The 24,243-nt window shown below is 70.9% G+C and carries 22 protein-coding genes and 1 pseudogene; 13 read left to right on the top strand and 10 right to left on the bottom strand.

Going from position 1 to position 24,243, the window contains the following annotated elements:
- Positions 1-4 precede the first annotated feature (4 nt).
- The 8 genes from ACX25U_RS07330 to ACX25U_RS07295 all read left to right on the top strand — a co-directional run bounded on the left by ACX25U_RS07330 (position 5) and on the right by ACX25U_RS07295 (position 6,402).
- Positions 5-445, top strand: a complete 441-nt coding sequence (locus ACX25U_RS07330) for a DUF7144 family membrane protein (RefSeq protein WP_454389773.1) — start codon at positions 5-7, stop codon at positions 443-445.
- A 185-nt stretch (positions 446-630) separates the two neighbouring features.
- The gene (locus tag ACX25U_RS07325) at positions 631-1,977 is read left to right on the top strand and encodes a diacylglycerol/lipid kinase family protein (RefSeq protein WP_454394147.1); all 1,347 of its coding nucleotides are present in this window, start codon (positions 631-633) and stop codon (positions 1,975-1,977) included.
- A gap of 507 nt (positions 1,978-2,484) precedes the next feature.
- Entirely contained in the window at positions 2,485-2,736 is a 252-nt protein-coding gene (locus tag ACX25U_RS07320; protein ID WP_454389771.1) for a hypothetical protein, read from the top strand.
- On the top strand, positions 2,733-3,095 hold the full coding sequence (locus ACX25U_RS07315) for a helix-turn-helix domain-containing protein (RefSeq protein WP_454389769.1): 363 nt from the start codon (positions 2,733-2,735) through the stop codon (positions 3,093-3,095). The genes ACX25U_RS07320 and ACX25U_RS07315 overlap by 4 nt, the downstream gene beginning before the upstream one ends.
- A 121-nt stretch (positions 3,096-3,216) precedes the next feature.
- Positions 3,217-3,744 (top strand): 2-oxo-4-hydroxy-4-carboxy-5-ureidoimidazoline decarboxylase, encoded by a 528-nt coding sequence (gene uraD, locus ACX25U_RS07310; protein WP_454389767.1) that lies wholly within the window; start codon positions 3,217-3,219, stop codon positions 3,742-3,744.
- A gap of 10 nt (positions 3,745-3,754) precedes the next feature.
- On the top strand, positions 3,755-4,099 hold the full coding sequence (uraH, locus tag ACX25U_RS07305) for a hydroxyisourate hydrolase (protein ID WP_454389765.1): 345 nt from the start codon (positions 3,755-3,757) through the stop codon (positions 4,097-4,099).
- A 6-nt stretch (positions 4,100-4,105) separates the two neighbouring features.
- On the top strand, positions 4,106-5,005 hold the full coding sequence (gene pucL, locus ACX25U_RS07300; RefSeq protein WP_454389763.1) for a factor-independent urate hydroxylase: 900 nt from the start codon (positions 4,106-4,108) through the stop codon (positions 5,003-5,005).
- A gap of 17 nt (positions 5,006-5,022) precedes the next feature.
- A complete protein-coding gene (locus tag ACX25U_RS07295) occupies positions 5,023-6,402 on the top strand; it encodes an 8-oxoguanine deaminase (protein ID WP_454389761.1) in 1,380 nt (459 codons plus the stop codon).
- Here ACX25U_RS07295 and ACX25U_RS07290 read toward each other — a convergent pair.
- The 4 genes from ACX25U_RS07290 to ACX25U_RS07275 all read right to left on the bottom strand — a co-directional run bounded on the left by ACX25U_RS07290 (position 6,386) and on the right by ACX25U_RS07275 (position 8,921).
- Positions 6,386-7,012, bottom strand: a complete 627-nt coding sequence (locus ACX25U_RS07290) for a 3'-5' exonuclease (protein WP_454389759.1) — start codon at positions 7,010-7,012, stop codon at positions 6,386-6,388. The genes ACX25U_RS07295 and ACX25U_RS07290 overlap by 17 nt on opposite strands.
- A gap of 115 nt (positions 7,013-7,127) precedes the next feature.
- On the bottom strand, positions 7,128-7,550 hold the full coding sequence (locus ACX25U_RS07285; protein ID WP_454389757.1) for an acyl-CoA thioesterase: 423 nt from the start codon (positions 7,548-7,550) through the stop codon (positions 7,128-7,130).
- A gap of 49 nt (positions 7,551-7,599) precedes the next feature.
- Positions 7,600-8,229: a hypothetical protein gene (locus ACX25U_RS07280; protein WP_454389755.1), complete on the bottom strand. Its 630-nt coding sequence runs from the start codon at positions 8,227-8,229 to the stop codon at positions 7,600-7,602.
- 86 nt (positions 8,230-8,315) lie between these two features.
- A complete protein-coding gene (locus ACX25U_RS07275) occupies positions 8,316-8,921 on the bottom strand; it encodes a histidine phosphatase family protein (RefSeq protein WP_454389753.1) in 606 nt (201 codons plus the stop codon).
- 125 nt (positions 8,922-9,046) lie between these two features.
- Here ACX25U_RS07275 and ACX25U_RS07270 point away from each other — a divergent pair, with 125 nt between their 5' ends.
- Entirely contained in the window at positions 9,047-9,328 is a 282-nt protein-coding gene (locus ACX25U_RS07270; RefSeq protein ID WP_454389751.1) for a hypothetical protein, read from the top strand.
- Between the two features lie 48 nt (positions 9,329-9,376).
- Here the strand turns inward: ACX25U_RS07270 and ACX25U_RS07265 are convergent, their stop codons facing one another.
- Complete coding sequence (locus tag ACX25U_RS07265) at positions 9,377-10,807, bottom strand: MFS transporter (RefSeq protein WP_454389749.1); 1,431 nt, start codon at positions 10,805-10,807, stop codon at positions 9,377-9,379.
- 101 nt (positions 10,808-10,908) lie between these two features.
- On the opposite strand from ACX25U_RS07265, the gene ACX25U_RS07260 reads away from it, so the two are divergent.
- Together ACX25U_RS07260 and ACX25U_RS07255 are read left to right on the top strand one after the other, a co-directional pair.
- Positions 10,909-11,301 (top strand): winged helix-turn-helix transcriptional regulator, encoded by a 393-nt coding sequence (locus tag ACX25U_RS07260; RefSeq protein ID WP_454389747.1) that lies wholly within the window; start codon positions 10,909-10,911, stop codon positions 11,299-11,301.
- A gap of 33 nt (positions 11,302-11,334) precedes the next feature.
- Positions 11,335-11,921: pseudogene (locus ACX25U_RS07255) on the top strand (transposase family protein); the annotation flags it as partial.
- 116 nt (positions 11,922-12,037) lie between these two features.
- Here ACX25U_RS07255 and ACX25U_RS07250 read toward each other — a convergent pair.
- On the bottom strand, positions 12,038-12,487 hold the full coding sequence (locus ACX25U_RS07250; RefSeq protein WP_454389745.1) for a DUF2690 domain-containing protein: 450 nt from the start codon (positions 12,485-12,487) through the stop codon (positions 12,038-12,040).
- A 1,427-nt stretch (positions 12,488-13,914) separates the two neighbouring features.
- Here ACX25U_RS07250 and ACX25U_RS07245 point away from each other — a divergent pair.
- The gene (locus ACX25U_RS07245; RefSeq protein ID WP_454389743.1) at positions 13,915-17,988 is read left to right on the top strand and encodes a golvesin C-terminal-like domain-containing protein; all 4,074 of its coding nucleotides are present in this window, start codon (positions 13,915-13,917) and stop codon (positions 17,986-17,988) included.
- Between the two features lie 95 nt (positions 17,989-18,083).
- Here the strand turns inward: ACX25U_RS07245 and ACX25U_RS07240 are convergent, their stop codons facing one another.
- The 4 genes from ACX25U_RS07240 to ACX25U_RS07225 form a co-directional block, all read right to left on the bottom strand.
- Positions 18,084-18,695 carry a hypothetical protein gene (locus ACX25U_RS07240; protein ID WP_454389741.1) on the bottom strand — a complete coding sequence of 204 codons (612 nt, stop codon included), beginning with the start codon at positions 18,693-18,695 and terminating at the stop codon, positions 18,084-18,086.
- A 310-nt stretch (positions 18,696-19,005) separates the two neighbouring features.
- The gene (locus ACX25U_RS07235; protein ID WP_454389739.1) at positions 19,006-19,818 is read right to left on the bottom strand and encodes a hypothetical protein; all 813 of its coding nucleotides are present in this window, start codon (positions 19,816-19,818) and stop codon (positions 19,006-19,008) included.
- Positions 19,818-21,083 carry a VWA domain-containing protein gene (locus ACX25U_RS07230; RefSeq protein WP_454389737.1) on the bottom strand — a complete coding sequence of 422 codons (1,266 nt, stop codon included), beginning with the start codon at positions 21,081-21,083 and terminating at the stop codon, positions 19,818-19,820. Before ACX25U_RS07230 ends, ACX25U_RS07235 begins: the two co-directional genes overlap by 1 nt.
- Positions 21,084-21,092: 9 nt before the next feature.
- A complete protein-coding gene (locus ACX25U_RS07225; protein WP_454389735.1) occupies positions 21,093-22,625 on the bottom strand; it encodes an IucA/IucC family protein in 1,533 nt (510 codons plus the stop codon).
- 93 nt (positions 22,626-22,718) lie between these two features.
- On the opposite strand from ACX25U_RS07225, the gene ACX25U_RS07220 reads away from it, so the two are divergent.
- A complete protein-coding gene (locus tag ACX25U_RS07220; RefSeq protein WP_454389733.1) occupies positions 22,719-24,221 on the top strand; it encodes an IucA/IucC family protein in 1,503 nt (500 codons plus the stop codon).
- The last annotated feature ends 22 nt before the right edge of the window (positions 24,222-24,243 follow it).

Genomic DNA, 24,243 nt, shown 5'->3' with positions numbered 1-24,243 from the left:
GCAGATGACCGCGACCCGCACCGCACGCCCGGGCACGGCGAGGATGGCATGGGCCACCGGCCTGACGGCCTTCGCCGCGGTCATGCTGACGATCACCGGAGTGCTCGGCGTCTTCCGCGGGATCATGGGCATCGCCCGGGACGCCGTCTTCGTCACCACGCGCGGCTACGTCTTCCGATTCGACCTCACCGGCTGGGGCTGGACCCACCTGGTCCTCGGGGCGCTCGCGGTGATCGTCGGCATCGGGCTGTTCCGGACGGCGATGTGGGCCCGCGTGGCCGGTGTGACCATCGCCGGGTTCATCATCCTGGCCAACTTCCTGTCCCTGCCGTACTACCCGCTCTGGTCGGTCGTGATGATCGCCTTCTCCGGCTTCGTCATCTGGGCGCTGTGCGTGGCACGCCCCGAGGAACCCCCCACTCCCGCCAGGACCGCCGCCCCGTGAGGCGCAGCACGTCGACGGCCGGGGCGCACCGGGCCGGGCGGCGCCCCGGCCCGATCCCGCAGGGGCCGGGAGAGGTCGCCGGGAGACGGAACGGAGAGACGGTGGATGCGGTACGGGCGGGAGACGCGGGCTCCGTCAGGGAACGACCGGCGGAGCACCGTGGAGCGCAGACCGCATGGGCCCGTCTGGCCCTGCTCGCGCTGCTGGCCGCCGTTCTCCTGCCGCTCGCGGCCGCGGGCGTGAAGAGCGTGCTCTGGCTGTTGGCCGGAGTCGCCGGACTGACTCTGACCGTCGTCGCGCTGTGGTGGACCGTGGCGCATGCCCGCGTCGTCCGGGCGACGGGGCTGCTGCTGGCAGTGGCGTCGCCACTCGCCGTACTGGCCCTTTACGCCGCGAACGGCATGCTGGCACCGGCCTGTCTCTCGCTGGGCCTGCTGGCACTGGCCGTGACGGCCGCACGGATCGCGGTGACACCGAAGGGCGCGGCTGCCGCGCGTGCCTGTGTGCCGCGTCCCACCGAGGCACCACGACACCCCTGGATCCTGATGAACCCGCGCTCCGGTGGCGGCAAGGTCGACCGGTTCGGTTTGGCGGAAAAGGCCAGGGCGGCCGGCGCCGACGTCGTCCTGCTGGACCCCGGACGGCACCAGGACGTGGCGGAACTGGCCCGGCGCGCGGTGGACGACGGAGCCGACCTGCTGGCCGTGGCGGGCGGGGACGGCACCCAGGCGCTGGTCGCCGAGGTCGCGGCCCGGCATGACCTGCCCTTCCTGGTGATTCCGGCCGGTACGCGCAACCACTTCGCCCTCGACCTGGGCCTCGACCGCGACGATCCGGCCATCGCCCTGGAGGCGCTCACCGACGGCGTCGAGGTCCGTGTCGACCTCGGGTACGCGGCCGACCGGGTGTTCGTCAACAACGCCTCCTTCGGCACGTACGCGGCCGTGGTCCGCGACCCGGCCTACCGTGACGAGAAACTCCGCACGACCCTGCAGGTGCTGCCCGGACTCCTCACGGGCCCCACGGAGCCCAGGCTGCGGATGCGGGCCGGACAGTTCCGGGCCGACGGCCTGCAGGCACTGCTCGTCAGCAACAACCCCTACCGGCGTGCCGTCGACTCGCTGCACCCAGGGCGCCGGGAGCGTCTGGACTCCGGACGGCTGGGCGTGCTGTGCGTACGCGTGGACAACTCCGCCCAGGCGGCAGACCTGCTGCGTGGCCCCCACTCGTCGAGCGTCACCCGGCTCACCGCTCCGGAAGTGGTCGTCGAAGCGGATGCGGCCACGATCCCCGCCGGGATCGACGGCGAGTCGCTCCTCCTGTCCGCCCCCGTGGTCTGCCGTGTCGCCCCGGGAGCCCTACGGGTCCGCCTCCCGCGCCGGCACACCCGAACCCCCACGAGCAGACCACCTGCCGACTGGCCGCGCGTACTCCGCCTGGCGCTGCCCCCGTGCAGAGCGACCAGGCGAGGCCCGGGCCCGGTCGACGGGGAACGCGGACAGACCGACGCGCGTGGCCCCGCGACGCCATGACGAAACCGGACAGGCTCCTCAGGGCGAGTGACGCGAGTGCCGCGCCGACCCCGGCCTGTGCCGCGCAGTACGCGACCAGCGCCGCCAGCCATGCGAGCCGAGCCGCGAGGTCCCGCCACCACCGTGGAGGGACATCGAAGAGGAACTGGTACCAGGTTTGAAGGGTGCCGGCTACGGCGACCGCTCCCGCGATCAACAGCAGCGCGCTCACCAGGGTGAGGGTGCCCGAGCCGGGACCGGGATCGAAAAGGGCGGCCACGGCATGCCTCCGCATCGCTGCTGATCGCCGCGGGGGAGTCCGTTAAGGTCGTGTCGGAGCGACGGGGGCACACCGACGCTGCGATGACCCTGAACGTCTACAGCCATCTCTTCCCTGAGCCGGAGGAGCGGGCCAGGGGGCGGTGGACCGTGCGTTCGGCGCCCTGACGGGGAATGTGCCCCGGATATGCCCTCTCAGCCGGAGGACTGAGAGGACGCGCAGGTCAGAGCCGATGCCATGGGGGCGCAGTGCGACTGAGAGTGGAGTTCACGACCGAACCCTTCGACCTGGACGAGCCCCCCGCCCACGCGCTGGTGGCGCGGGAGGTCATCAAGGCCGCGGAGCTGGACGCCGTGGACGTCGGTCCGTTCGGCAACTCGGCCGAAGGGGGCGTCAACGACGTCGTGGGCGCCATGGACGCCCTGGTGCGCAAGACCCTGGCGGCCGGCGCCACTCGTATCTCGATCCAGGTCAACGTGATCGAGGAGGGCGGGCGATGACCGGCGACGAGCCCTTCATCGCGGCCGTGAAGCCGCTGGTCGACGCGATCGGCGGCGCCATGCTCCCACCCGACGAGGCCGGCCCCGACGACGTGGTGCTCACCTGGGAGGGCGTCGACGCCGTCGCCGTACGCCTGCCCCAGCTCGCCGACTCCCTCGACCACATCCTGGCCGCCATGGAGCGCAGGAAGGGCATGCCGCTCGCGGACCTGGACCGCAAGGCCAAGCAGGACGTCGTGCGGACGCTGGAGGCGCGCGGCGCCTTCTCCGTACGGCACGGGGTGGAGACCGTGGCCGGCGCGCTGGGCGTCAGCCGCTTCACGGTCTACAACTACCTCAACCGCGAGAGGGAGAACTGAGAGCGCCGCCGGGCTCGGGCCCCGAATTTTCAACAAAGTGTTGACGAGGTGTCGCGGAGGGCGTTAGCTGTCCACAGCCCGTCCAGCACGAAAAGTCCGTACGCGGCCCACGGAGGCTCACGTGACTTCGATGTCCATGCCGCCGGGCCTCGCCCGCTTCAACACCCTCCCGGAAGAAACGGCCCGCGCCGTCCTTCTGGAGGCGTGCGCCTCCACGGCGTGGGCCGAGCGGCTGCTGGCCGCCCGCCCCTGTGCCACCCCCGACGACCTCTACGCCGCCAGTGACGCCGCCATGGCGGAGCTGACCGATGCGGATCTGCGGGAGGCGACGGCCGGCCACCCGCCGATCGGCCGCCCCCAGCCGGGCGATCCCACCTCGGCCCGCGAGCAGCGCGGCATGGCAGGCGCCTCCGACCGACTCAAGGCCGAGATGCTCGACCTCAACCTGGCCTACCAGGAGAAGTTCGGCCACGTCTTCCTCATCTGCGCCACCGGCCGGACCGGCGAGCAGATGCGCGACGCCATCGAGGAGCGGATCGGCAACTCGCCGGAGCAGGAGCGCGAGATCGTCCGCACCGAACTGGGGAAGATCAACCGTATCCGCCTCGCCCGACTGCTCGAAGACGCGAGCGACCGCCTGAACGCCTGAGGAGGAACGTATGAGCCCCGAGCCCCCGGCCTCCGTCTCCACGCACATCCTGGACACCTCCGCCGGCCGCCCCGCCGAGGGCGTCGCCGTCCAACTCTCCGCCCGCTCGGATGGGGACGCGGCCTGGCAGACGCTCGGCGGCTCCGCGACCGGCGCCGACGGAAGGTGCAAGGACCTCCCGGCCCTGCCGGAGGGGACCACCCGCGTACGGCTCGACTTCGCCGTGGAGCCGTACTTCGAGAAACCCGCGTTCTTCCCCGAGGTGGCGGTCACCTTCGCCGTCGTATCCGGCGAGCACTACCACGTACCGCTGCTGCTCAACCCGTTCGGCTACTCCGTATACCGAGGGAGCTAGTCAGAGATGCCCACGATTCTGGGACAGAACCAGTACGGCAAGGCCGAGACCCGAGTCGTCAGGGTCACGCGGGACGGCGCCACCCACCACATCAAGGACCTGAACGTGTCCGTGGCGCTGAGCGGCGACATGGAGGAGGTCCACTACTCCGGCTCCAACGCCAACGTCCTGCCGACCGACACCACCAAGAACACGGTGTTCGCCTTCGCCAAGGAGTACGGCATCGAGTCCGCCGAGCAGTTCGGCATCCACCTCGCCCGCCACTTCGTCACCTCGCAGGAGCCGATCCACCGGGCCCGCATCCGCGTCGAGGAGTACGCCTGGGAGCGGATCGAGACCTCCGACGCCACCGAGGCCGAGCACTCCTTCGTCCGCGAGGGCCGGGAGACCCGGCTGGCGCAGATCACCTACGACGGCGAGAGGTGGGAGGTGATCTCCGGCCTGCAGGACCTCACGCTGCTCAACTCGACCGACTCGGAGTTCTGGGGCTACATCAAGGACAAGTACACCACCCTCCCGGAGGCGTACGACCGCATCCTCGCCACGGACGTCACCGCCCGCTGGCGGTTCAACTGGACCGACGACGAGCAGGAGATGCCCGACTGGGAGAAGTCCTACGAGCAGACCAGGAAGCACATGCTCCGGGCCTTCGCCGAGACGTACTCGTTCTCGCTGCAGCAGACGCTCCACCGGATGGGCGCACGCGTCATCGACCACCGCGGCGAGATCGACGAGATCCGCTTCTCCCTCCCGAACAAGCACCACTTCCTGGTGGACCTGGAGCCGTTCGGTTTGAAGAACGACACCTCCGACGGAGCTGTGTACTTCGCCGCCGACCGCCCCTACGGCCTGATCGAGGCCACCGTGCTCCGGGACGGCTGCGAGGCGCGGATCCCGGTCCACTGAGGGAGAAGGAGGGAACCATGGCAGCAGTCCAGCGCATCGTCATCGAGAACTGCTCGATCGCGACGGTCGACGCGCACGACACCGAGTACGGCTCCGGGTACGTCGTCCTCGCCGGCAACCGCATCGAGGCGCTCGGCGCGGGCAGGGCCCCCGAGGGCCTGGAGAACGTCGTACGCCGCATCGACGCCTCCGGCCACCTCGCGACCCCGGGTCTGGTCAACACCCACCACCACTTCTACCAGTGGATCACCCGGGGCCTGGCCACCGACCACAATCTGTTCGATTGGCTCGTCGCGCTGTACCCGACCTGGGCGCGCATCGACGAGGAGATGGTGTACGCGGCGGCCCAGGGCTCGCTGGCGGTGATGGCCCGCGGCGGCGTCACCACCGCCGTGGACCACCACTACGTCCACCCGCACGGCTCCGGCGACCTGTCCGGCGCGATCATCCGCGCCGCCCGCGAGACGGGCGTCCGCCTCACCCTGGCCCGCGGCTCCATGGACCTCGGCGAGTCGGACGGCGGCCTGCCGCCGGACTTCGCCGTGGAGAGCCTGGACGACGCGCTGGCCTCCACCGAGGCGACCGTCGACGAGCACCACGACGCCTCCTTCGACGCCATGACCCAGGTGGCCGTTGCCCCCTGCTCACCGTTCTCCGTGACCACCGACCTGCTCAAGCAGGGCGCCGAACTGGCCCGCCGGCTCGGCGTACGGCTGCACACGCACGGCTCGGAGACGAGGGAGGAGGAGAAGTTCTGCCACGAGCGGTTCGGCATGGGCCCCACCGACTACTTCGAGTCCACGGGCTGGCTCGGCGAGGACGTGTGGATGGCGCACTGCGTCCACATGAACGACTCCGACATCGCCGCCTTCGCCCGCACGAGGACCGGCGTGGCGCACTGCCCCTCGTCCAACGCCCGCCTCGCGGCCGGCATCGCACGGGTGCCCGACATGCTGGCGGCCGGCGTCCCGGTCGGACTCGGTGTCGACGGCACCGCCTCCAACGAGTCCGGCGAACTCCACACCGAGCTGCGCAACGCACTGCTGATCAACCGGCTCGGCCCGCACCGCGAGGCCGCCCTGAGCGCCCGTCAGGCACTGCGCCTGGGCACCCACGGCGGCGCCCAGGTCCTGGGCCGCGCCGACCAGATCGGCTCCCTGGAGCCGGGCAAGCTGGCCGACCTCGTGCTGTGGCGGCTCGACACCCTCGCCCACGCCTCGATCGCCGACCCGGTCACCGCCCTGGTCCTCGGCGCGGCCGCGCCGGTCACCGCCTCCTTCGTGGGCGGCCGGCAGATCGTCGAGAACGGCCGCCTGCTGCACGCCGACGAGGACACCATCGCCCGCTCCACCCGCGCCCAGGCACAGCGCCTGGCCCGGATCACCGAGCAGGGCTGACGGATTCCGGTGCCGGGTCGGCAGGACCCGGCCAGGCCATGAGGTTGGCGAACAGTTCGGCCTGCTCGACGGCGTCGTCGAGGGCGTGGTGGGTGTGCCGGCGTCTGGAGAGCAGGTGGCGGGGCATCGTGCCCTTCGCCACCGCCCGCAGCGGCAGCCCGGCCTTCGTCGCGTACAGCGTCTTCATGTCCATGCAGCCCGAGTGTCCGAAGGGGCTGGAGCCGGTGAAACGGATCAGGTACCAGTACAGGAACGTCCAGTCGTACGAGGCCGGGTAGCCGCACATCACCGGCTGCGCGCCGGCGCCGACCTCCCGCACCCAGCCGGTGAACTCGGCCATCGCGGCGGCCGGTTCGGTGCCGTCCCGGCTCAGCCGTTCCCGGTCGAGCCCGCTCACGGCCAGCGCCTCGGGCACGAACTCCTCGCTGATGGGCCGGAGTTCGCGGTAGAAGGTGTGCTGCTCGGGGTCGGCGGCCGTGAAACCGCCGGCGTCCTGCACTCCGGCGACCGCGGCGCCGAGGCTCAGCATGGAGTACGGGCCGGGAATCGGACCGTCGGCCTCGATGTCGACGGAGATGTAGAGGCTGGGCTTGCTGCGTCGTCTGGCCATGGGGCAGCAGCATCGCAGGTGACCGAGACGGTGCGCGACCGAATTCCCGGCGGCCGCGCACCGGTGACCTCAGCCCCGCCGGGGGCGCGGCACGACCGCCGCCCGGCCGTTCAATTCAGAGTCCGAAGAGGCTGGGATCCGACGCCAACTCCTTGAAGTACTCCTCGGGATGCGCGACCAGCTTCCGCGCCGTGAGGTCCAGCAGCCCGCCGACTCCCGTGAGCTCGGCCGCCACAGTGCCGTCGGTCTTGCGTATGGTCTGCCGCATTCGGAACGTCTTCCCGCCGCCCCACTCGAAGGCACAGGTCACGTCGACCTCGTCGCCGGCCAGCAGCTCCCGCCGGTACTGGACGGTCGTCTCCAGCGCCACCGGCCCCACGCCCCGAGCGATCAGCCCTGCCTGACTGATCCCGGCCGCCTGCAGCAACGACCAGCGGGCGTGCTCCGCGTAGTTGAGGTACACGGCCTGGTTGAGGTGCCCCTGCACATCGGTCTCGTATCCGCGGACGGTCACCCGGACGGAAAACGGCTCACTCACGGCATCCCCTTCTCCCACGTCACTCGCATCACCGATGTTGGCATGTCCCTCACACCCTGCGCGGTGACGCCAGCAGATACCGGACCCTCGTCCGTGGCTCCGTGTACTCCCCGACCTGCCAGCCCGCCCGCTCCAGCGTGGCCGCGCACGCCCGCAGCGCCGCGCCGTCCGGCCCGTACACGGCGACCGCCTCCGGCTGCGGGGTCGCGCGGACCCGGTAGCCGCCCGAGTCCGGTCCTTCCGGCTGCTGCCCCGCCGCCTCGAGGGCGAGCGCGGCTGCCCGCACCAGATGCGCACGCTCCCAGCCGCACGGCCGGTCGGTGGCACCGTCCGGATTGGTCATCCGGCGCAGCTCCAGCAGCCCCTGCCAGGCGCTGTGCACCTCGCGCCCCCGCGCGGAACGGTCGTACGCCTCTTCCTCACCGCCGACGCGAGCGGAGAACACACCGCTGACGGGGGACGCATCTCCGGCTGCGGAAGCCTCGGTCTCCTCCTCGGTCTCCCGTATTCGATGCCCCGCCGGGGTCAGGAAGTGGTCGTGCGGCGGGCGCGGGTGCCGGAACGCGAGCCCCCGCTTCACCAGGGCGGTGAGCTGTGCCTCCGTCCCCCTGAGCCGCCCGGTCACGGGGTCGGCGGCGTCGATGACGCGGCGCTGCGCGGCGGTCGGCGGTCGTGTCACGGCGTACCCCTCCCCAAGTCGTCGATCAGTTCGGACCAGCTCGTTCGAAGAGTACGACCCGGGTCTGACAACGAGCCCGACACCGCTCACGGCGAGGGGGTCGGCCGGATGTTCCACCCCGCGATCACCGGACGTCCGTGCTCGGTGCCCAGCCGGCACACCGTCCCCGTGGCCAGCTGGAACAGCGCACCTGACGACGGTGCCAGCCCGAGCCACCGGGCCGTGAGCACCCGCAGGAAATGCCCGTGCGCCACCAGGAGCACGACGCCCTCGGTGTTGGCGAACGCGGCGTCCACCTTGGCCAGCATCCGGTCGGCCCGCTCCCCGACCTGCTCCACGGTCTCCCCGGGATGCTCCGGCGGCCCCGGCGTCACCCCGTCGGTGAACAGGAACCAGCCGGGCCGGGTGCGCTGGATCTCGGGAGTCGTGACGCCCTCGTACCCGCCGTAGTCCCACTCCCGCAGATCCGCGTCGACCCGGGCGTCGTGGACCCCGATCAGCTCGGCCGTCTCCCGCGCCCGCTGCAACGGACTGACGAACGCCGCCCCGATCCGGTGCGACCGGATCAACGGCGCCAGCCGCCGCGCCTCCTCCCGGCCGCGCTCGGTCAGCGGCACGTCCGTGCACCCGGTGTGCCGCCCGGACCGCGACCACTCGGTCTCCCCGTGCCGGACCAGAAAAAGATCACCCATACGTCACAGGTTACGAGCCCACGGCCCAGGACCCGGCGGACCCACGCGCCCACAGCTCCTGCGCGCACATCGCGGAACAGGCACTTTCGGAGCACGGATCCGCCACGCGGCACTACGGCCGCGCCGTGCGCGGGGAACGTAGCGGCATGCTGGCGTGTGGATGCATGGACCTGGGCGACATCATGGTGCACCTGGCCGGACTCGGCCTGCTGGTCACGGCCGGACTCGCACTCGGCCTGGTCTGCCTGATCGGGCTGCTGCTCAGCGGGATCGTCGCCCTCGGACACCTGGCCCGCCGCCGGCGGAGCGGTGACCACGAGGACGGCGACGCCGGACCGGACGAGGAACACGTCACCCTCGCCTCCTTCCGCTGGGAAACCGCGCAGGACCCCGGCGCATCGCAGTAGAGAGAAACCTGTGCCCCCGCGTCCAGCGCACCACCACGGTTGCCGACCTCAGTCGCGCCGGGCCCGCAGCACGACCGCTGCCAGCACCAGCGCGCCCGCCGCGAAAGCCGTCGCCACCCGGAACGCCAGCTGGTAGCCCTCTGCCGTGGCTGTGATCAGCTCCGCGCCGTGGCCGAACAGGGTGTCGGTGCGGGTGGCGGCGAGCGTGGACAGTACCGCCAGTCCCAGCGAACCACCCACCACCTGTGTGGTGTTGAAGAGACCGGAGGCCAGGCCGGCCTCCTCCTGCGCGGCCCCCGCCATGGCGAGTCCGGTCAGCGCGGGCATCGCGGCCGCGAACCCCGTGGCGAGCAGCAGCAACGGCGGTAGCACGTCGGTGACATATGAGCCGTTGGCCGGCGCCCGGCTCAGCAGCGCCATCCCGCCGGTGATCAGCACCAACCCGGTCAGCAATACCCGGTACGCGCCGAACCGGCCGACGAGCCGCGCCGACAGGCCCAGCATCAGTACCCCGATCGCCACCGGAGCCGGCAGGAAGGCCATGCCGGTTGCCAACTCGCCGTAGCCCAGGACACGCTGGAGGTAGAGCGCGCCGATGAACTGGAAGCCGTACATGGTGCCGATCATGAGGATCTGTACGGCGTTCGCGCCGCTCAGCAGCCGGGAGCGCAGCAGCCGCAGTCGCAGCAGCGGACGTGCCGCCCATGCCTGCCGGAGAGTGAATGCCGCGAAGAACGTCAGGGCGAGCGCCGCCAGAAGCACGGTCGAGGTCAGGTCCCGGTCGCCTGAGCCGACGATGACGTAAACCGTGAGCATGAGCGCACCGGTGACCAGGGCCGCCCCGGGGACGTCGGCGCCGTGACCCGGTCCGGCTCCGGTCTCCGGCGCGAGCACCCGGACCGCCGCGAGCCAGGCGGCGACGCCGATCGGCAGGTTGATCAGAAAGATCCAGTGCCAGCCAAGGGTCTGCGTCAGCGCTCCGCCGAGGAACGTGCCGAGTGCACCGCCCGCCGCGCCCACCGCGCTGAACGCCGCGATGGCCCGGGCCCGTTCACGTGGCTCGGGAAAGAGCGTGACGAGCATGCCGAGGACGACGGCCGAGGTCATCGCCCCGCCCACGCCCTGCACGGCCCGTGCCGCGATCAGCACGCTCTGGCTGGTGGCGATCCCGCACAGCACCGAAGCCGCCGTGAACACGGCGAGCCCGGAGACGAACATGCGCTTGCGGCCCACCAGATCCCCGAGCCGGCCGACCAGCAGGAGCAGCCCGCCGAACGGGATCAGATACGCGTTGACCACCCAGGCCAGCCCCGGCCCGCTGAACCCCAGGTCGTTCTGGATCGCGGGCATCGCCACGGTGACGATGTTGCCGTCCAGAATCGTCATCAGCGTGCCCGCGCACAGGACGGTCAAGGACGCCCAGCGGGAGTACGTGCGGTGCGGCGGCGTGTGCGTCGGTGAGGTAACCGCGGTCGACATGGCCTTCTGGCCTCCTTATTCTGCAAGGGCACCCCAGGTGCACGATGTGTAACGGAGTACATCGTGAGTGACCATGGGGTGCGGCATAAGGAGGCACTTCGATGTCCCAGAGGAACACCGGTGTTACCGTCCAGGCCGTGAACGCGCACGCGTGCCCGGTCCGCGAAGTTCTTGACAGGGTCGCCGGAAAATGGAGCGTGCAGATCCTCGTCGCCGCCGCTCACGGCCCCATCCGCTTCACCGAACTCGAACGCGGCATCGAGGGCATCAGCCGTCGCATGCTGACCCTCACCCTGCGCAACCTGGAGCGCGACGGGCTCGTCACGCGCACGGTGTACCCGACGGTGCCGCCGAAGGTCGAGTACGAGCTGACCCCCGTCGCTCGTGAGTTGCACGAGACCCTGCAACGGCTGACGGACTGGGCCGAGCGCAACCGGGTGTACATCGCCCAGTCGCGCGCGGCTTACGACGAGGCCAACGGGGAGCCGACGTAATGCGGTCGTCTTTCGTGCAATGAGCTTGTAGGCGTGGTGTTTTCGGGGTTATCGGCGCTGCTCGTCGAGGGTGTGGCGGACGAGGGTGACCTGTCCGGGTGTCGGCGCGGACCCGGGATGATCCGGTGCCGTGCCCCGTATGCGGGACGCCGACAGGGCGAGGGCACGGGTTCCACGGGCGGAGGGTCGCGGACGTGCCGATGGGCGGACGACGGGTCGTCGTCTCGGTGATGTTGCGGCGACTGGTGTGCCCGGTGCTCGGCTGTCCGCGGCAGACGTTTCGCGAGCAGGTGCCCGGCGTCGTGGAGCGTTACCAGCGTCGCACCAGCGACTTGGCCGACCAACTTACCTCTGTGGTAAAGGAGTTAGCGGGCCGAGCGGGCGCCCGCATCTCCCGCGTGCCGGCTTGCGCGATCTCCCGCTCGACCGCCCTGCGCATGCTCATGCGCAGGGCGGTACCGCCGCCGCGCGTCCCGCGCGTGCTCAGCATCGACGACTTCGCCCTCAGGCGCCGGCACCGCTACGCCACCGTGATCATCGACGCCGAGACCGACGAGCGGATCGACGCCCTGCCTGACCGCCCCGCCCAGACCCTGGTCGCGTGGCTGCGCGAGCAACCGTGAGATCACCCGAACAAGAGTGTCCGGGTGATCAATCCTGCTGAGCGGTAAGCAGAAGGCGTCTCAGATCAATTCAGCTGGAGATCCGGGCGACTCCTGCGGTGTGCCGGGGCCGATTAGAAGTAACCGCTGCAGTAGATGTCGTTGGTGCCCTGGTCACTGATGCAGACACGGTAGTAGTAGGTGCTACCTCCGAGCATGTTGGACCAGTCGCTGCCCGGATTGGGAATGTTGACGGACAAGCTGCGCACGAGCGGGCCCCCGGCGCCGTTGTGCTTCTCGATGTGGCCGTAGTGGTTCCACCAGTAGCCGCCGGTCGGGTTCTTGACCCGAACCCAGGCTGCCAGGCACTTGGCGGACCAGCGCAGTTCGGCCGTGCTGACGCCGTCACTGACGGACTTCTTCGTGACGGCGTCGCCGTCGCAGCCGTACGTCACCGGGCCGAGGTTGTCGCAGTAAGTGCCGTTACAGCTGGCGGCCGCGTACGAGGTGCCCGCCAGCGGAATGAGTGTGGCTGACATCGCAGCGGCCGTGATCGTCGCGGCCTTCATCAGGAACCGTCTCATGGTGTCGCCGTACCTCCCGTGCCGTTCAGTCATGGACTCGCCCCCGGGGAGGGGAGATTGATCATCAGTTAGATGAAGAGTCCACGTCAAGGGGGTATCGAGGCAGGGCGATTTCAGCCTGACCGTACGTCGCGCTTCGGGCGCCGCCCCCTGCATCGGGGAGCTCGCGGACGGCAAGACCAGCTCGCTTCCCTCGGCGCCCGAAGCGGTACGGCTGCGCTGCAAGGACATCTCCGTACGCCGCTGGCCGCTCGCCAAGGTGGCCGAGGTGGTCATCGCCCACGTTGCGGAGCGCCGGATGTGGGCGCCAACCGGGCACACACACGCACACAGACCGCCCACCCGCCTCGACACACCCGCACACCCCGCTCGCCGGCATCGCGCCATTGAGTGCCCTGCATCGTCAATGAGCGAAGAAAAATACGCAAACAATCTCGGCCAATCTTTTGTCATTTCCGCATAAATGCCACACGTATCAACCTCTCTTATTCAGGCAAACCCGCAAATGCTCAACATATTTTTTCCTGGTTAACCCATTGGTAGAGAACTAAGATCAGCGCGGGTGCCGGGGGCCAGGGCGTCCACCGCCCCCGCCTGGGGCGGTCCACGGGGAGGGAGAGGCGACATGCGGTGTACCACGCCCATCACGGCGCGCCTGCCAAAGTCGGCAGACCCACACGGCGGGCAGACAGGTACCGCGATATACCGCGCCGGTGGGTCGAACAATTCCCGAGACGACTGGTCCACTCACCGTCGGCCCGGGCCCTGCTGTCGCATGCACGGGGCCGACTCGTCTTCAGGAGAAGTCCATGACAGCCACAGCCGCCCGTATCGCCACCGTCTCTGCGGCCAACCCGGCTCCGGGCCTCGTCCGACCGGCGCCCTGACCCGGTGAGCCCCGGGAGCCCGCCATGCGCGGCCTCCCTGCCGGTTCCCGGGTCCGCTCTTCCTGTTGTCACCCCGTCCGTTCGAACAGCTCCACACCCGTGTGCCCGGTACACGGGTGCCTGCGTCCTGCCCACGCCCGGCGGGCCCGCCCTGCGATGGCGGGCCGGCCCATGTCCTTGGAGTATGCCGTGCGTTATCGTCTGTTCAGACCCCGGGCATCATGGGCGGCCCTCACGGCCGCCGTGATGCTGAGCGGGGTCCTCTCCACAACATCTGCGGGGGCGTCCGAGCCTTCGGCCCCACCCGCCTTATCCGCGCCACCTCCGTCATCGCACCCCACTTCCGTTCCTGCGGCCGAGCGTTCCGCGTTTCTCGGGGAGCGGTGGCAGTCCTCGCAGGACGTCGCCTGGACGACCAGCGGGGATGCCGACGGCTTCCACCTGCTGACCGCGTCCGGCTCATCCGGTTACGCGTGGAAGAACCTGGCCACACTCGCCGAGCCCGGCTTCGACGCAGACGCATGGATCGGCAACGCCTGCGTGACCGATTCCGGCCGCCACGCCGTCGTCGTCTACGCGCCGCGCACTTTCACCAACAAGCAGGAGTTGATGGCCCGCGGCGGCTTCACCGCCGTGGTCAACCTGACCTCCGGCGCGGTGCGCAAACTACCCGTACTGTCCTCGCTCTCGTACTACAACCCCGGCTGCGGAAACGGCGACACCGCCGTGCTCACCCAGTCCGGCACCGACGAGCGGCCCGGCACCCGGTTGCTGCGCCTGGACACCCGCACCGGGCGAACCGGCCCGCCCACCTTGGTGAAGGGCCAGGTCACCTCAGCCGTCCCCGGTCCGGGCAGCACCACCCTCGCCGCCCGCGGCGCCCAGGTGATCTCGCTCGACACGACCGGTCGCGCCACCGTCGTCGCCCGCACCGACGGCGTCCCCTTCCGCCTCACCCCGGACGCTCACGGCGGCCTGCTCTACCTCGACCACCGGGGCACCACCGCCACTGCCCGGCACCTGAGCGCCCCGGCGCTGAATCGGCCGGACGCGGCGAAGGCCCGCCCGGTCACCGTGGCCGATGGCCCGCTCACCCAACTCGGCGTGACCCGCAGCAGCGACACCGTCTATGTGACGGGCCCCAGCAAGGCCCCTCGGAACGCGGCCCCGGCCGGCGTGGGCCGCATACCGAAGGCCGGCAAAGACGCCCAGGTGTCCACGCTCGGCGTGACGCTCGTCTCCCACCAGCGGTGGGCCGACGGCAAGGGCACACTGCTCCAGCCCGGTGAGAGCGGCACGGCCCGACCCGTCGACCTCGATCTGACGGTCCGGGACTCCAACCGGACTCGCACCCTGCGAGTCATCACCTCGAAGGTCTCCTCGCGCCACGCCGATCAGGGACGCGCGCTGTCTCCCGGCCTGCACGCCTCCGCAGGCAACCGGAACGGCAAGGCCGTCAAAAGCGGTACTGTCAATCGTGCCGCGACCGTGGCAAGCTCCCCGAGCGACCCGGTGGAGGACGAACGGACCTGCTCGGTGCCACGCAACGACCCGGGCAACCAGGCAATGCAGCCCAAGCCCCGACAGGTGGAGTGGGCCGTCGACCAAGCGGTTCAAGGCTATCTGAACACCCACATCTCCCGGCCTGCCAACTGGAAGAACCTCGGCATGCCGGCCTACTCGCCGCAGAGCCTCTTCCTGAACCCCGCCCTGGAGGGCGGCGGCCGGGCCATGGCGCAGGTCATGCTCGGTGTGACCACGCAGGAGTCGAACATGTGGCAGGCCGGCCGCGAGGCCGTGCCCGGGGTCACCGCGAACCCGCTGATCGGCAACTACTACGGCATCAACCTCTACGACGGCGACAGTTCCAACGACTGGGACATCGACTTCGCCAAAGCCGACTGCGGTTACGGCATCACACAGGTCACCGACCACATGCGACTGGCCGGCCGCGAGGACGGTCACGGCGGCGCCGCGTGGGACTACCAGAAGCAACGGGCCGCGGCGCTCGACTACACGGCCAACATCGCCGCGGGTCTGCAGATCCTGGTCTCCAAGTGGAACGAGACCAGGGCCGCCGGCCTGATCGCCAACCACGGCACCACCGGCCGTCCTGAGAACTGGTACTTCGCGGTGTGGGCATACAACTCCGGCTTCCACCCGAACAAGGGTGACGGCTCACCCTGGGGTCTGGGCTGGGCCAACAACCCCGCCAATCCCGAGTGGGACGCCGGCCGACTGCCGTTCATGGAGAACGCCGCCGGCGGTGAGGACGCCAGCGCGGCAGCCCGCCCACAGAACTGGCCCTACCAGGAAAAGGTGCTGGGCTTCGCCGCCCACCCGCCGTCCTTCCTCGAGTCCCCCGGCGTGATGGTGCCGGCGTTCCGTCCCGCCACTTGGAACGGCACCGGCGAGAGTGTCTCCACCAAGGGCAGCGCCTTCTACAACCGCGCGCGCCTCAAGGCACCCGAGGACGCGTTCTGTGTACCGACGTCCAACGACTGCTTCCCCGGCCGCATCTCCGACGGCGCCACCAACGACAACGGGTCCTCGGGCCCGTGCGGACGCGAGGACTTCATGTGCTGGTGGCACGAGCCGGTCACCTGGAAGCCCGACTGCGTCGACACCTGCGGCTACGAGTTCATCCGGTTCTCCACCAGCATGGGTGAGGAAGCCGATGGCACCGCCTACCCGCCCGTCTGCACCACCACTGGTCTGCCATCCGGTGCGCTGATCGTCGACGACGTGCCCCAGGGCACCGCCGTCCACCGGCCCGGCTGCGACAACAGTGGCTGGACCAACAGCGGCACGTTCTCCTTCGAGTTCGGCAACAACGGCAGCGAGAGCGTCTACCCCTCCAAAGTCGACCTCCACCAGCTCGGCGCCGGCTTCGGCGGCCACTTCTGGTTCGGTCACACCCGCAAGGACGACGCCAAGGGCAACCGACTGAAGATCACCGGCGACTGGAAGCTGGGCCGGACCCTCGACAAGGACGCACGCGTCTGGGTCCACCTGCCCGACCACGGTGCCCAGACCACCCAGGCCGAATACCAGATCAAGACCAAGAACGGCTGGTCCACGAAGACCGTCTCCCAGCCGGGCAACGGCAACCGTTGGGTGAACCTGGGCGCGTACCGTACGAAGGGCATCACGCCGGAGGTCAAGCTCAGCACGATCACCGCCGACGGTACTGGCGACAAGGACGTCGCCTTCGACGCCGTCGCCTTCGAGCCGGGCGACTGGAGCACCACCCCCGAGATCATCATCCCGGACGCCGACGAGAACGCCCCCGATCCCGAGTGGGAGGACACCGACCGGCAGAAGCAGTCCTCCCCCGACGGCGTGGTCTCCCCCTCCCTGTGGTCGGCCGTGCCGAAGGAAACCTGCCGGGAGACCGATCACCAGGGCACCCGGCAGTGCGTCACGCTCGACCCGGACATCGACCAGTACGCCACCCCTCAGCAGCAGCGGTCGCTGGCCCGCGCCGCCGCCCTGGACGCCCCGCTGGTGTCGTGGTGCGACAACGCCGATGTCTCCGGCTACACGATCACCCGCCGGGAGGGCTGCCACAAGCTCGCCGTGCTGGTCCGCTGGGAGCACAACGGCAAGACCATCGGCACGGCCGTGTTCATGGTGCGGGAGGAGATCCTCCTGGAGAACAAGGGCTCCTTCCGGGAGAGGCTGTTCATGGGCCCCCTGTCCATCGACGCCGACCTGGGCCCGGTGACCCTGAGCTACTGGGACGCCGTCTGCACCCCGGACTGCGACGTGACGTACAACGGGACGTGGAGCGGTCCGACGGTATGGGCACCCGGGGTGGACACACACTGGGTGTCGGCCACCCGCACCTTCACCTGGAAGACGCCCACCGCCGGTACCTCGGAGGAGTTCGACCGGGGCACCTTCCTCGACTTCACCGCCGCGGGCCCCGCTGCCGCCGGGGCGGTCAAGACCAAGGAGCCGAGCTGGGTGTTCTGGGGGCAGGTCAGGTGTGACAACTCCGTCAACGTGCCCAACTCCACCGGCTGCGTCTTCCGCAAGCACGTGCCCACCTGGGAGACCAACACCAAGCGGTACCCGGCCGCAGCCGCCTACTACTGGGTGATGCGTGAGGAGATGGCCACCCACCCGGGCAGCCGGTCCCGGGGCAAGCCGATGCATCGTCTGGCGGACACCGCTACCCAGGAGTACAACCGCAACACGCTCTGCCGGAAGACCGGCGCGGGCGCCTTCGTCCCGCACAACGACGCCACACCGGACTCGAAGGGCCGCCTCCAGTGCGACGAGTTCCCGTTCGCGGCGACGCAGGAGAGCGGCGCTCAGTGGCTGCCGGTGCGCAGCGGTGCCGTGTGCACCCAGCTGTACGCCAAGCAACTGCCGGACAAGACCTGGCGCCTTTTCGACGACGACAACTACGACCCGCCGACCTGGAACGAACCCTGCGGGCGTGCCACCATGCCCGGCGATCAGAACATGGACGGCGGCCGCGGTCCCGGTCTCTCCGGGTTCTACAAGAAGGCCCGGGTCGCTGACGGGGACGCCTTCTACATGGACGTGCCCGACGTCGAGGGGTGCACCCTGACGGACGTGTGCATCGTGCGCCCGCGGCCGTAACAACGCGCCGCAGGACGTGGGGTTGATCCACAGTCAGGTCACGACCCGCGGGCCCGCACCGAACTCGGTGCGGGCCCGCGGTCATGCCCGACCGGTCAGCCGTAGTAGATGTCCCAGACGACGTGGGGCAGCGAGTTCCCCGTGTCCTCGATGCGTGGGACGCTCCGCGCACCGCTGGCCGTGGTGACCGGGGTGCCATGGACCAGCGCGTCCAGGACCGAGTCGAAGAGGTGGGACAGGCTGTCCCAGCGCTTCACTCCATTCACGTCGATGGACGGGTCCAGTTCCAGGACCGCGCCGAAACCGGGGCCCTCCCGGTGGTCGACCACGAGCTGTCCACCGGTGTGGTTCAGCGCCACCGGCAGCCAGCGCACGTCCGCCATCACGCCGACGACGTACTCGGCCTCGCCCTCCTCCTGGGCCCGGGCGACCTCCTCCTCCATGTCCCGCAGTCCGTTACGCATGTCGACGGCCCCCAGGAGCGGGAAGTCGGTGGGCACGAAGGCACCCGCGGCGAGCCTGGGGTCGAGGGCCGAGCCGTCGTGCAGCGCGAGCCAGGACCGGATGTCCGGATGCAGCTCGAACCGGTTCTCCGTCACAGCCGTTATGAGTGCGGGCTCGGCGGGCGGGGCGAGTTGCCGGAAGTCGCCCGGGGCGTGCTCCTCCAGCCACCGGTCGAGCCGGGCCACGGTCTGGGCCAGTTCCATGGGATGTATCCCTTCGTCGGACGGAGTCGATGTCGCGCGGTGCTGCCCGGGTCCTGGGAGGAAATTCGATACCGGGCACGCCGAGTCTTCCGGCACAGTAGTGATGGTCGAGCCGAACCGCTCTCACATCGACGACCGGACAGGAATCGAAGCGGCCCACTTCTTCGCTCAAGGCGTCCTGTGGGATGAACAGAATCGGACCGATGCACTTCTGGGCCTGATCACCGACAAGGTCCGACCCGAGAGCCGGAACGTCGAAGGCCCGCCCCCGAGAAACGCAGGGGCGGGCCAACTGGGCAGCAAGGAGCCGTCAGTAGCCCGGCGGCACCCGTGACGGGCGGCCCGAGCCGCGGGTCAGGGCGTAGCCGCCGATGCCCGCCAGCGCGGCCAGTACGCCGCCGATGCCGGTCCACACCCAGCGGTCGGACCACCAGCCGGAGGACCAGCCGCCGTCCGGCTCGATGCCCGACAGGACGGCCGGCTTCTTCGAGTCCTCGCCGTCGCTGCCCGACTGCTCGGACTTGACCGCGATGCCCGGGGTCAGCGGCTGCGCGAGCGAGCCGTCGACCGCCGCCGCGCCGCCGATGTCCTTGGAGTCGGCCCTCACCTCGGCGCTGATCGGCAGACCGAGGTCGGAGGGCTGCAGGCCGACCGCCGTGAGCCGGATGTAGTACGTGCCCGGCAGCGGGTCGTTGGCCCACGGCTCCGACCAGGCGCGGACCGTGCGCAGCACACAGGCCAGCTCGACGGAGGCCGTGCCCTGCGCGGCGGTGCGCGTCTGGGCGCCGTACTGGCAGGACTGGCGGCGCCGCAGACCGTCGTAGACGTCGATCTGCCAGGTCTGCGAGGCGTGCGACTCGGGCAGCTTCACCGTCGCCTTGACGGCGGGGCGCTGCCCGGCGTCCGCGGCGAACGACCAGTACATGTAGTCGCCGGTGGAACCGCCGGCGGTGGCCTGCCGGCCCTGCTCGATCTCCGTCGCCGTACGGAACGAAGTGCCCGCCTGGGTGGGGGCGTTGCCGTCGTCCGACGGGCTCGCGGACGGCGAGGAGTCGGCCGCCGCGGGACCCGCGGCCAGCCCGAGCGCCAGCAGAGCGGCGCCCAACACACGTGTGATTCGCATCAGTTCGTCCTCCAGACCGCGACCCGCCAGCGCGACACCCAGCCCCACAGGAGCCCCGCGAGGAAGCCGGTCAGCACCAGCGCGCCGAGCAGCCACCAGCCGCGCCCGAGACCGAAGGAGGCCACGTCGCTCGACTTGCCCGGACCGTCCACCACGTCGACGGTCAGCTCCAGCGGCAGACCCGGCGTGGTCTTCACCCCGGCGGCCGCCGAGAAGGAGTTGGTGATCTGCAGGCACACCGTCTCGGCCGGTGCGCTCTCGTCGTCGCTCTCGGGCTTCGGGTAGCGCAGACCCGAGGAGATCACGTCGGTGCGGCCGTTGCCCGCCGCCTCACCGCGTACGATCTCCCGTCCGTGCTCGGTCACGGCGCGCACCAGCACCCCGTAGTCGGGGGCGACGGCCCGGTCGGCGGCCACGCTCACCGAGGCCCGCAGCTCCTGGCCCGGGTCGACGTCCACCCGGTACCAGCGCTGCTGCCCGAACTCCTCACGGTCGGTGTAGAGGCCGGACTTGAGCGTCGGAGCCTTCGCGCACTCGGTCGCGCCCTCCGCGGCCACCGGCGTCACCACCGGGTCGGCGGCCCGATCGACCAACTGGCCGACACGGTCGCTGAGTTCCTCCTTGTGCTGTACGGAGGTGTAGGTGCCGCCGGTTGCCTCCGCGATGCAGATGAGCTGGTCGCGGGTCTTGGCGTCCGGCACCAGGCCGAGGGTGTCGATGGTCAGGCCTATGCCCTTGGCCGCGATCTCGCGGGCCACCTCGCACGGGTCCAGCGGCTGGCAGGTGTCCTCGCCGTCGGTGATCAGGACGATCCGGCGCAGGCCGTTGCCGCCGTCGAGGTCGTCGGCCGCCTTCAGCAGCGCCGGCCCGATCGGGGTCCAGCCGGTCGGCGCCAGCGTCGCCACCGCCGCCTTGGCCTCGGTGCGGTTCAGCGGGCCGACCGGGTAGAGCTGCGCGGTGTCCTTGCAGCCCGTCTTCCGGTCGTTGCCGGGGTAGTTGGCACCCAGGGTGCGGATGCCGAGCTGGACCTCCTCCGGGGTCGCGTCGAGTACCTCGTTGAAGGCCTGCTTGGCCGCGGCCATCCGCGACCCGCCGTCCATGTCCCGCGTACGCATCGAACCGCTGACGTCCAGGACGAGTTCGACCTTCGGGGCGTCCTGGCCCTCCGTCTCGTCGGCGACCGCGCCGGCGGGGAAGGCCATCCCGGCCGTCAGGGCGGCGAGCAGAGCACAGACTCCTGCCGCCAGCCGTTTTCTTGTGATCATCGGCGGATCTTATTGATCCGACGGGCCGGGGGCCAAAACGAGCGGGTTGGGCAGCCCGGCCCACTGGTCGCCGGGCGTCCCGGGGGACAGCCGCATCAGCGTCAACGCCTTGGTGGGCAGAGGCTGTTCGCACAGTGCCGTCAGATCCGGGGTGCGCGGCAGGTCCCGTACGGCCGTTTCCAGCGCCGCCCGCAGCGCGGCCCACGACCCGGCCGTACCGGCCAGCGCCCCCGCCACGAGCGAGCCGAACAGCTTGCGGCGCAGTGCGGTCGGGTCGTCGGTGAGGTTGCGGGCGGGCAACTCCGGTACCGGGATGCCGTGTCGGGCCAGCCGGGCGGGGCTCACGCGGATGTCGGCGAGGTCCCGGTAGACGAGCCGCAGTGGTGCGCCCGACTCGGACAGCACGACCAGGAGGTTCTGGCCGTGTGCCTCCAGGGCCACGCCCCACTCCAGCAGACGCAGGCACACGGTGAGCGCCAGGCGCGTGAACTCGGCCATCCAGTCGGGGGATTCGGCCAGACCGGTGGTGGGCAGCGCCGCCACCGGCAGTACGTACTCACCGGGCGAGACGTACGTCCGGGGTGACTCGCGCCACAGGGTCGCCAGGTCGGGGGAGCCCGCGGCGGCCGCGCCCAGCGTGCGGGTGATGCGCAGCAGGCCGTCCGTGCGGGCCGCGAGGTCCACCGCGAAGGCCGACAGAGCGGCGGAGGCGGCGACCGAGCCGACCGAGATGTCCCGCACCGAGGACGTCAGCCGGGCGGTGAGTGCGGTCTTGACATGCGGCCCGCCGGGCACGGCCAGAGTGCGCAGGGACATGAGTGGGCGCGCCGTGAGCACACCCTCCCCGCACGGCGGCTTGAGCACGTGCGCCGCCTGCCAGGGGTGCACGGGGATCAGCAGCCGGCCGCCGTCCCGCAGGTCCTTCGGCCACTCCCCGCTCACCAGGCACTCCCGCACCGGGATCGGCAGCAGGACCAGCTCGACCAACGGCCGGTGCTCGGGCCCGTACGCGAGCTGCTCGGCCACCGAGAAACCGGGCCGGGAACGGCAGTTGGGGTGGAAGGGATGGCCGTCGACCACCCGCTGCTCCCACTGCCAGTCCGCCACCGGCCACTCATTCGGGTGAGCCTCGCCGTCGGGTGGCTGATCGGCCCGGGACAACGCCAACGAGGCCGCACTGTGCGCCAGTTCGGCGGCGAGGGCACTGCCGTGCGGCACGGCGAGGTCCGTCATCAGGCGCGCCGGATCGTCGTAGTCCGTCTCGCCCAGGCGCACGACCGTGACGTACGCGGAGGTGGCGTACGGGTCGGCCGGCGGCCCCTGCAGCCCGCGGCCGTCGGAGAGCCGCAGGACCAGCCCGCCCCGCGCCCGGTCCCGGCGGGTGATCCACGGCAGCGGTTCGTGGGCGAGCGCGCGCCACAGCCGGGTCAGTACGGCGGCCCGCGCGCCGCACAGTTGTGCCGCGTACCGTGAGACGAGGTCGGGACGTACGGTGGCCAGCTCATCGGCGAACGCGGCCTCGGCGGTGGGGGGACGGTGCACGATCGGCCTCCTCCGGTACGGGTCGGGCGTCACGCTAACGCGCGCCGGGCCGACATACTGATCACCCTCGCACCGTGTGGACGTATCGACCGAATGGAACGCATGGAGCCCACGTCTCCCAGCGACGACGTCGCGGAGCGCGCCGACGCGTACGCGGCCGCGCCCCTGCTGAACTGCCTGATCCGGGAGGTGGCGCAGCCGTACCCGGATCCGGACGGGCGGCGGGTGTACCGGCTGCCGGGCGGGGGCCGGCTGCTCCGGGTCGGCGTCGGGCGGCGGCCCGCCGGGCCCGAGATCCGGGTGGCGGACGGCTGGCAGCGCATCGGGCACACGGAACTGGTCAAACTCGTGGCCGAGGAGCTGCGCCGGCACACGGGCCTGTCCAACGACGAGCTGCCCGCCGAGATGATCGACAGCCGGGTCGCGGTGGCGGCGCTGCTCGCCGCCCGTGACCGGGCGCCGGTGCCCGGCGACCCGTACATCCGGTCCGAGCAGGCCCTCGTCACCGGCCACCCGTACCACCCGGCGCCCAAGGCGCGCGGCGGCGGCCCGGTCGCCTCCTGGCTGCCGTACGCGCCCGAGGCGCACGCCCGCTTTCCGCTGGTGCTGCTCGGAGTGCGCGAGGACATGGTCGCCGAGGAGGGCGACACCTCGGCGCTCGACGCCCTCGGCCAGGCCCCGCCCGGCTACCGCCTGCTGCCCGCCCACCCCTGGCAGCTCGACCTGGCCGGCCGCGACCTCGCCGAGGCCTTCGCCGACGGCCGGCTGCTGCGGCTGGGCACGACCGCCGCCGAGGTGTGGCCCACGGCGGCGGTCCGCACAGTCCAGGTCCCCGGTGCGGATCTCTTCCTGAAGTTCAGCCTGGACGTGCGCATCACCAACGACGTACGGCGGCTGTGGCGGCACGACCTGCTGAGGCTGCGCCGTACGGACACGGCGGTGACGACCGCCTTCGCCGGGCTGGTCGGCCCGGCGGCCTGGCTGAGCGACCGCGGCTACCGCACCGCGGCCTTCGCCTTCGAGGAGCTGGCGGTCGTCGTCCGCGACGGGTTGGGCCGGCATGTGCTGCCCGGCGCGACCCCGCTGCTCACCGCCGCGCTCGCCGAGGGCTTCGACGGCAATCCGCTCGACGGCCCGGCGGACCCGGCGGTGTGGTGGGAGGCGTATCTGCGCCAGGTCGTGCCCCCGGCCCTCGGGGTCTTCGCCCGGCACGGCGTCGTCCTGGAGGCCCACCTGCAGAACTCCCTGGTCGCCGTGGACGCCGCCGGCATCCCCGTACAGGCGCTGTTCCGGGACGCCGAGGGCGTCAAGCTGCTGCCGGACGTCACCCGGGCCGCCGGATGGGAGCGGCTGGTCTACTGCCTGGTCGTCAACCACCTCGGCGAGATCGCCGCCGCCCTCGCCGAACGCCACCCGGGTCTGGACCCCTGGCCCGCCGTCCGCCGCGAACTCGCCCGCCACGCCCTGCCCGAGATCCCCACCCTGCTCACCTCACACACCCTGCCCGGCAAGACCAACCTCCTGCTGCGCTGGACGGGCGCCGACGGCGCCGCCGCCCGCTACCAGCCACTGCCGAACCCGCTGGCGAGCGACTGACCGCGGTCGAATGCCGTTATCG

It is taken from the genome of Streptomyces sp. JNUCC 63, from assembly GCF_054366325.1.
This window is presented reverse-complemented; position numbering and strand designations above follow the sequence as displayed.

Excerpts from the sequence above, each read along its gene's own strand:
- ACX25U_RS07330 (WP_454389773.1), top strand. The coding sequence starts at position 5 with ATGACCGCGACCCGCACCGCACGCCCGGGCACGGCGAGGATGGCATGG.
- ACX25U_RS07315 (WP_454389769.1), top strand. The coding sequence starts at position 2,733 with ATGACCGGCGACGAGCCCTTCATCGCGGCCGTGAAGCCGCTGGTCGAC.
- uraH (WP_454389765.1), top strand. The coding sequence starts at position 3,755 with ATGAGCCCCGAGCCCCCGGCCTCCGTCTCCACGCACATCCTGGACACC.
- pucL (WP_454389763.1), top strand. The coding sequence starts at position 4,106 with ATGCCCACGATTCTGGGACAGAACCAGTACGGCAAGGCCGAGACCCGA.
- ACX25U_RS07295 (WP_454389761.1), top strand. The coding sequence starts at position 5,023 with ATGGCAGCAGTCCAGCGCATCGTCATCGAGAACTGCTCGATCGCGACG.
- ACX25U_RS07290 (WP_454389759.1), bottom strand. The coding sequence starts at position 7,012 with ATGGCCAGACGACGCAGCAAGCCCAGCCTCTACATCTCCGTCGACATC.
- ACX25U_RS07275 (WP_454389753.1), bottom strand. The coding sequence starts at position 8,921 with ATGGGTGATCTTTTTCTGGTCCGGCACGGGGAGACCGAGTGGTCGCGG.
- ACX25U_RS07265 (WP_454389749.1), bottom strand. The coding sequence starts at position 10,807 with ATGTCGACCGCGGTTACCTCACCGACGCACACGCCGCCGCACCGCACG.
- ACX25U_RS07260 (WP_454389747.1), top strand. The coding sequence starts at position 10,909 with ATGTCCCAGAGGAACACCGGTGTTACCGTCCAGGCCGTGAACGCGCAC.
- ACX25U_RS07250 (WP_454389745.1), bottom strand. The coding sequence starts at position 12,487 with ATGAGACGGTTCCTGATGAAGGCCGCGACGATCACGGCCGCTGCGATG.
- ACX25U_RS07240 (WP_454389741.1), bottom strand. The coding sequence starts at position 18,695 with ATGGAACTGGCCCAGACCGTGGCCCGGCTCGACCGGTGGCTGGAGGAG.
- ACX25U_RS07235 (WP_454389739.1), bottom strand. The coding sequence starts at position 19,818 with ATGCGAATCACACGTGTGTTGGGCGCCGCTCTGCTGGCGCTCGGGCTG.
- ACX25U_RS07230 (WP_454389737.1), bottom strand. The coding sequence starts at position 21,083 with ATGATCACAAGAAAACGGCTGGCGGCAGGAGTCTGTGCTCTGCTCGCC.
- ACX25U_RS07220 (WP_454389733.1), top strand. The coding sequence starts at position 22,719 with ATGGAACGCATGGAGCCCACGTCTCCCAGCGACGACGTCGCGGAGCGC.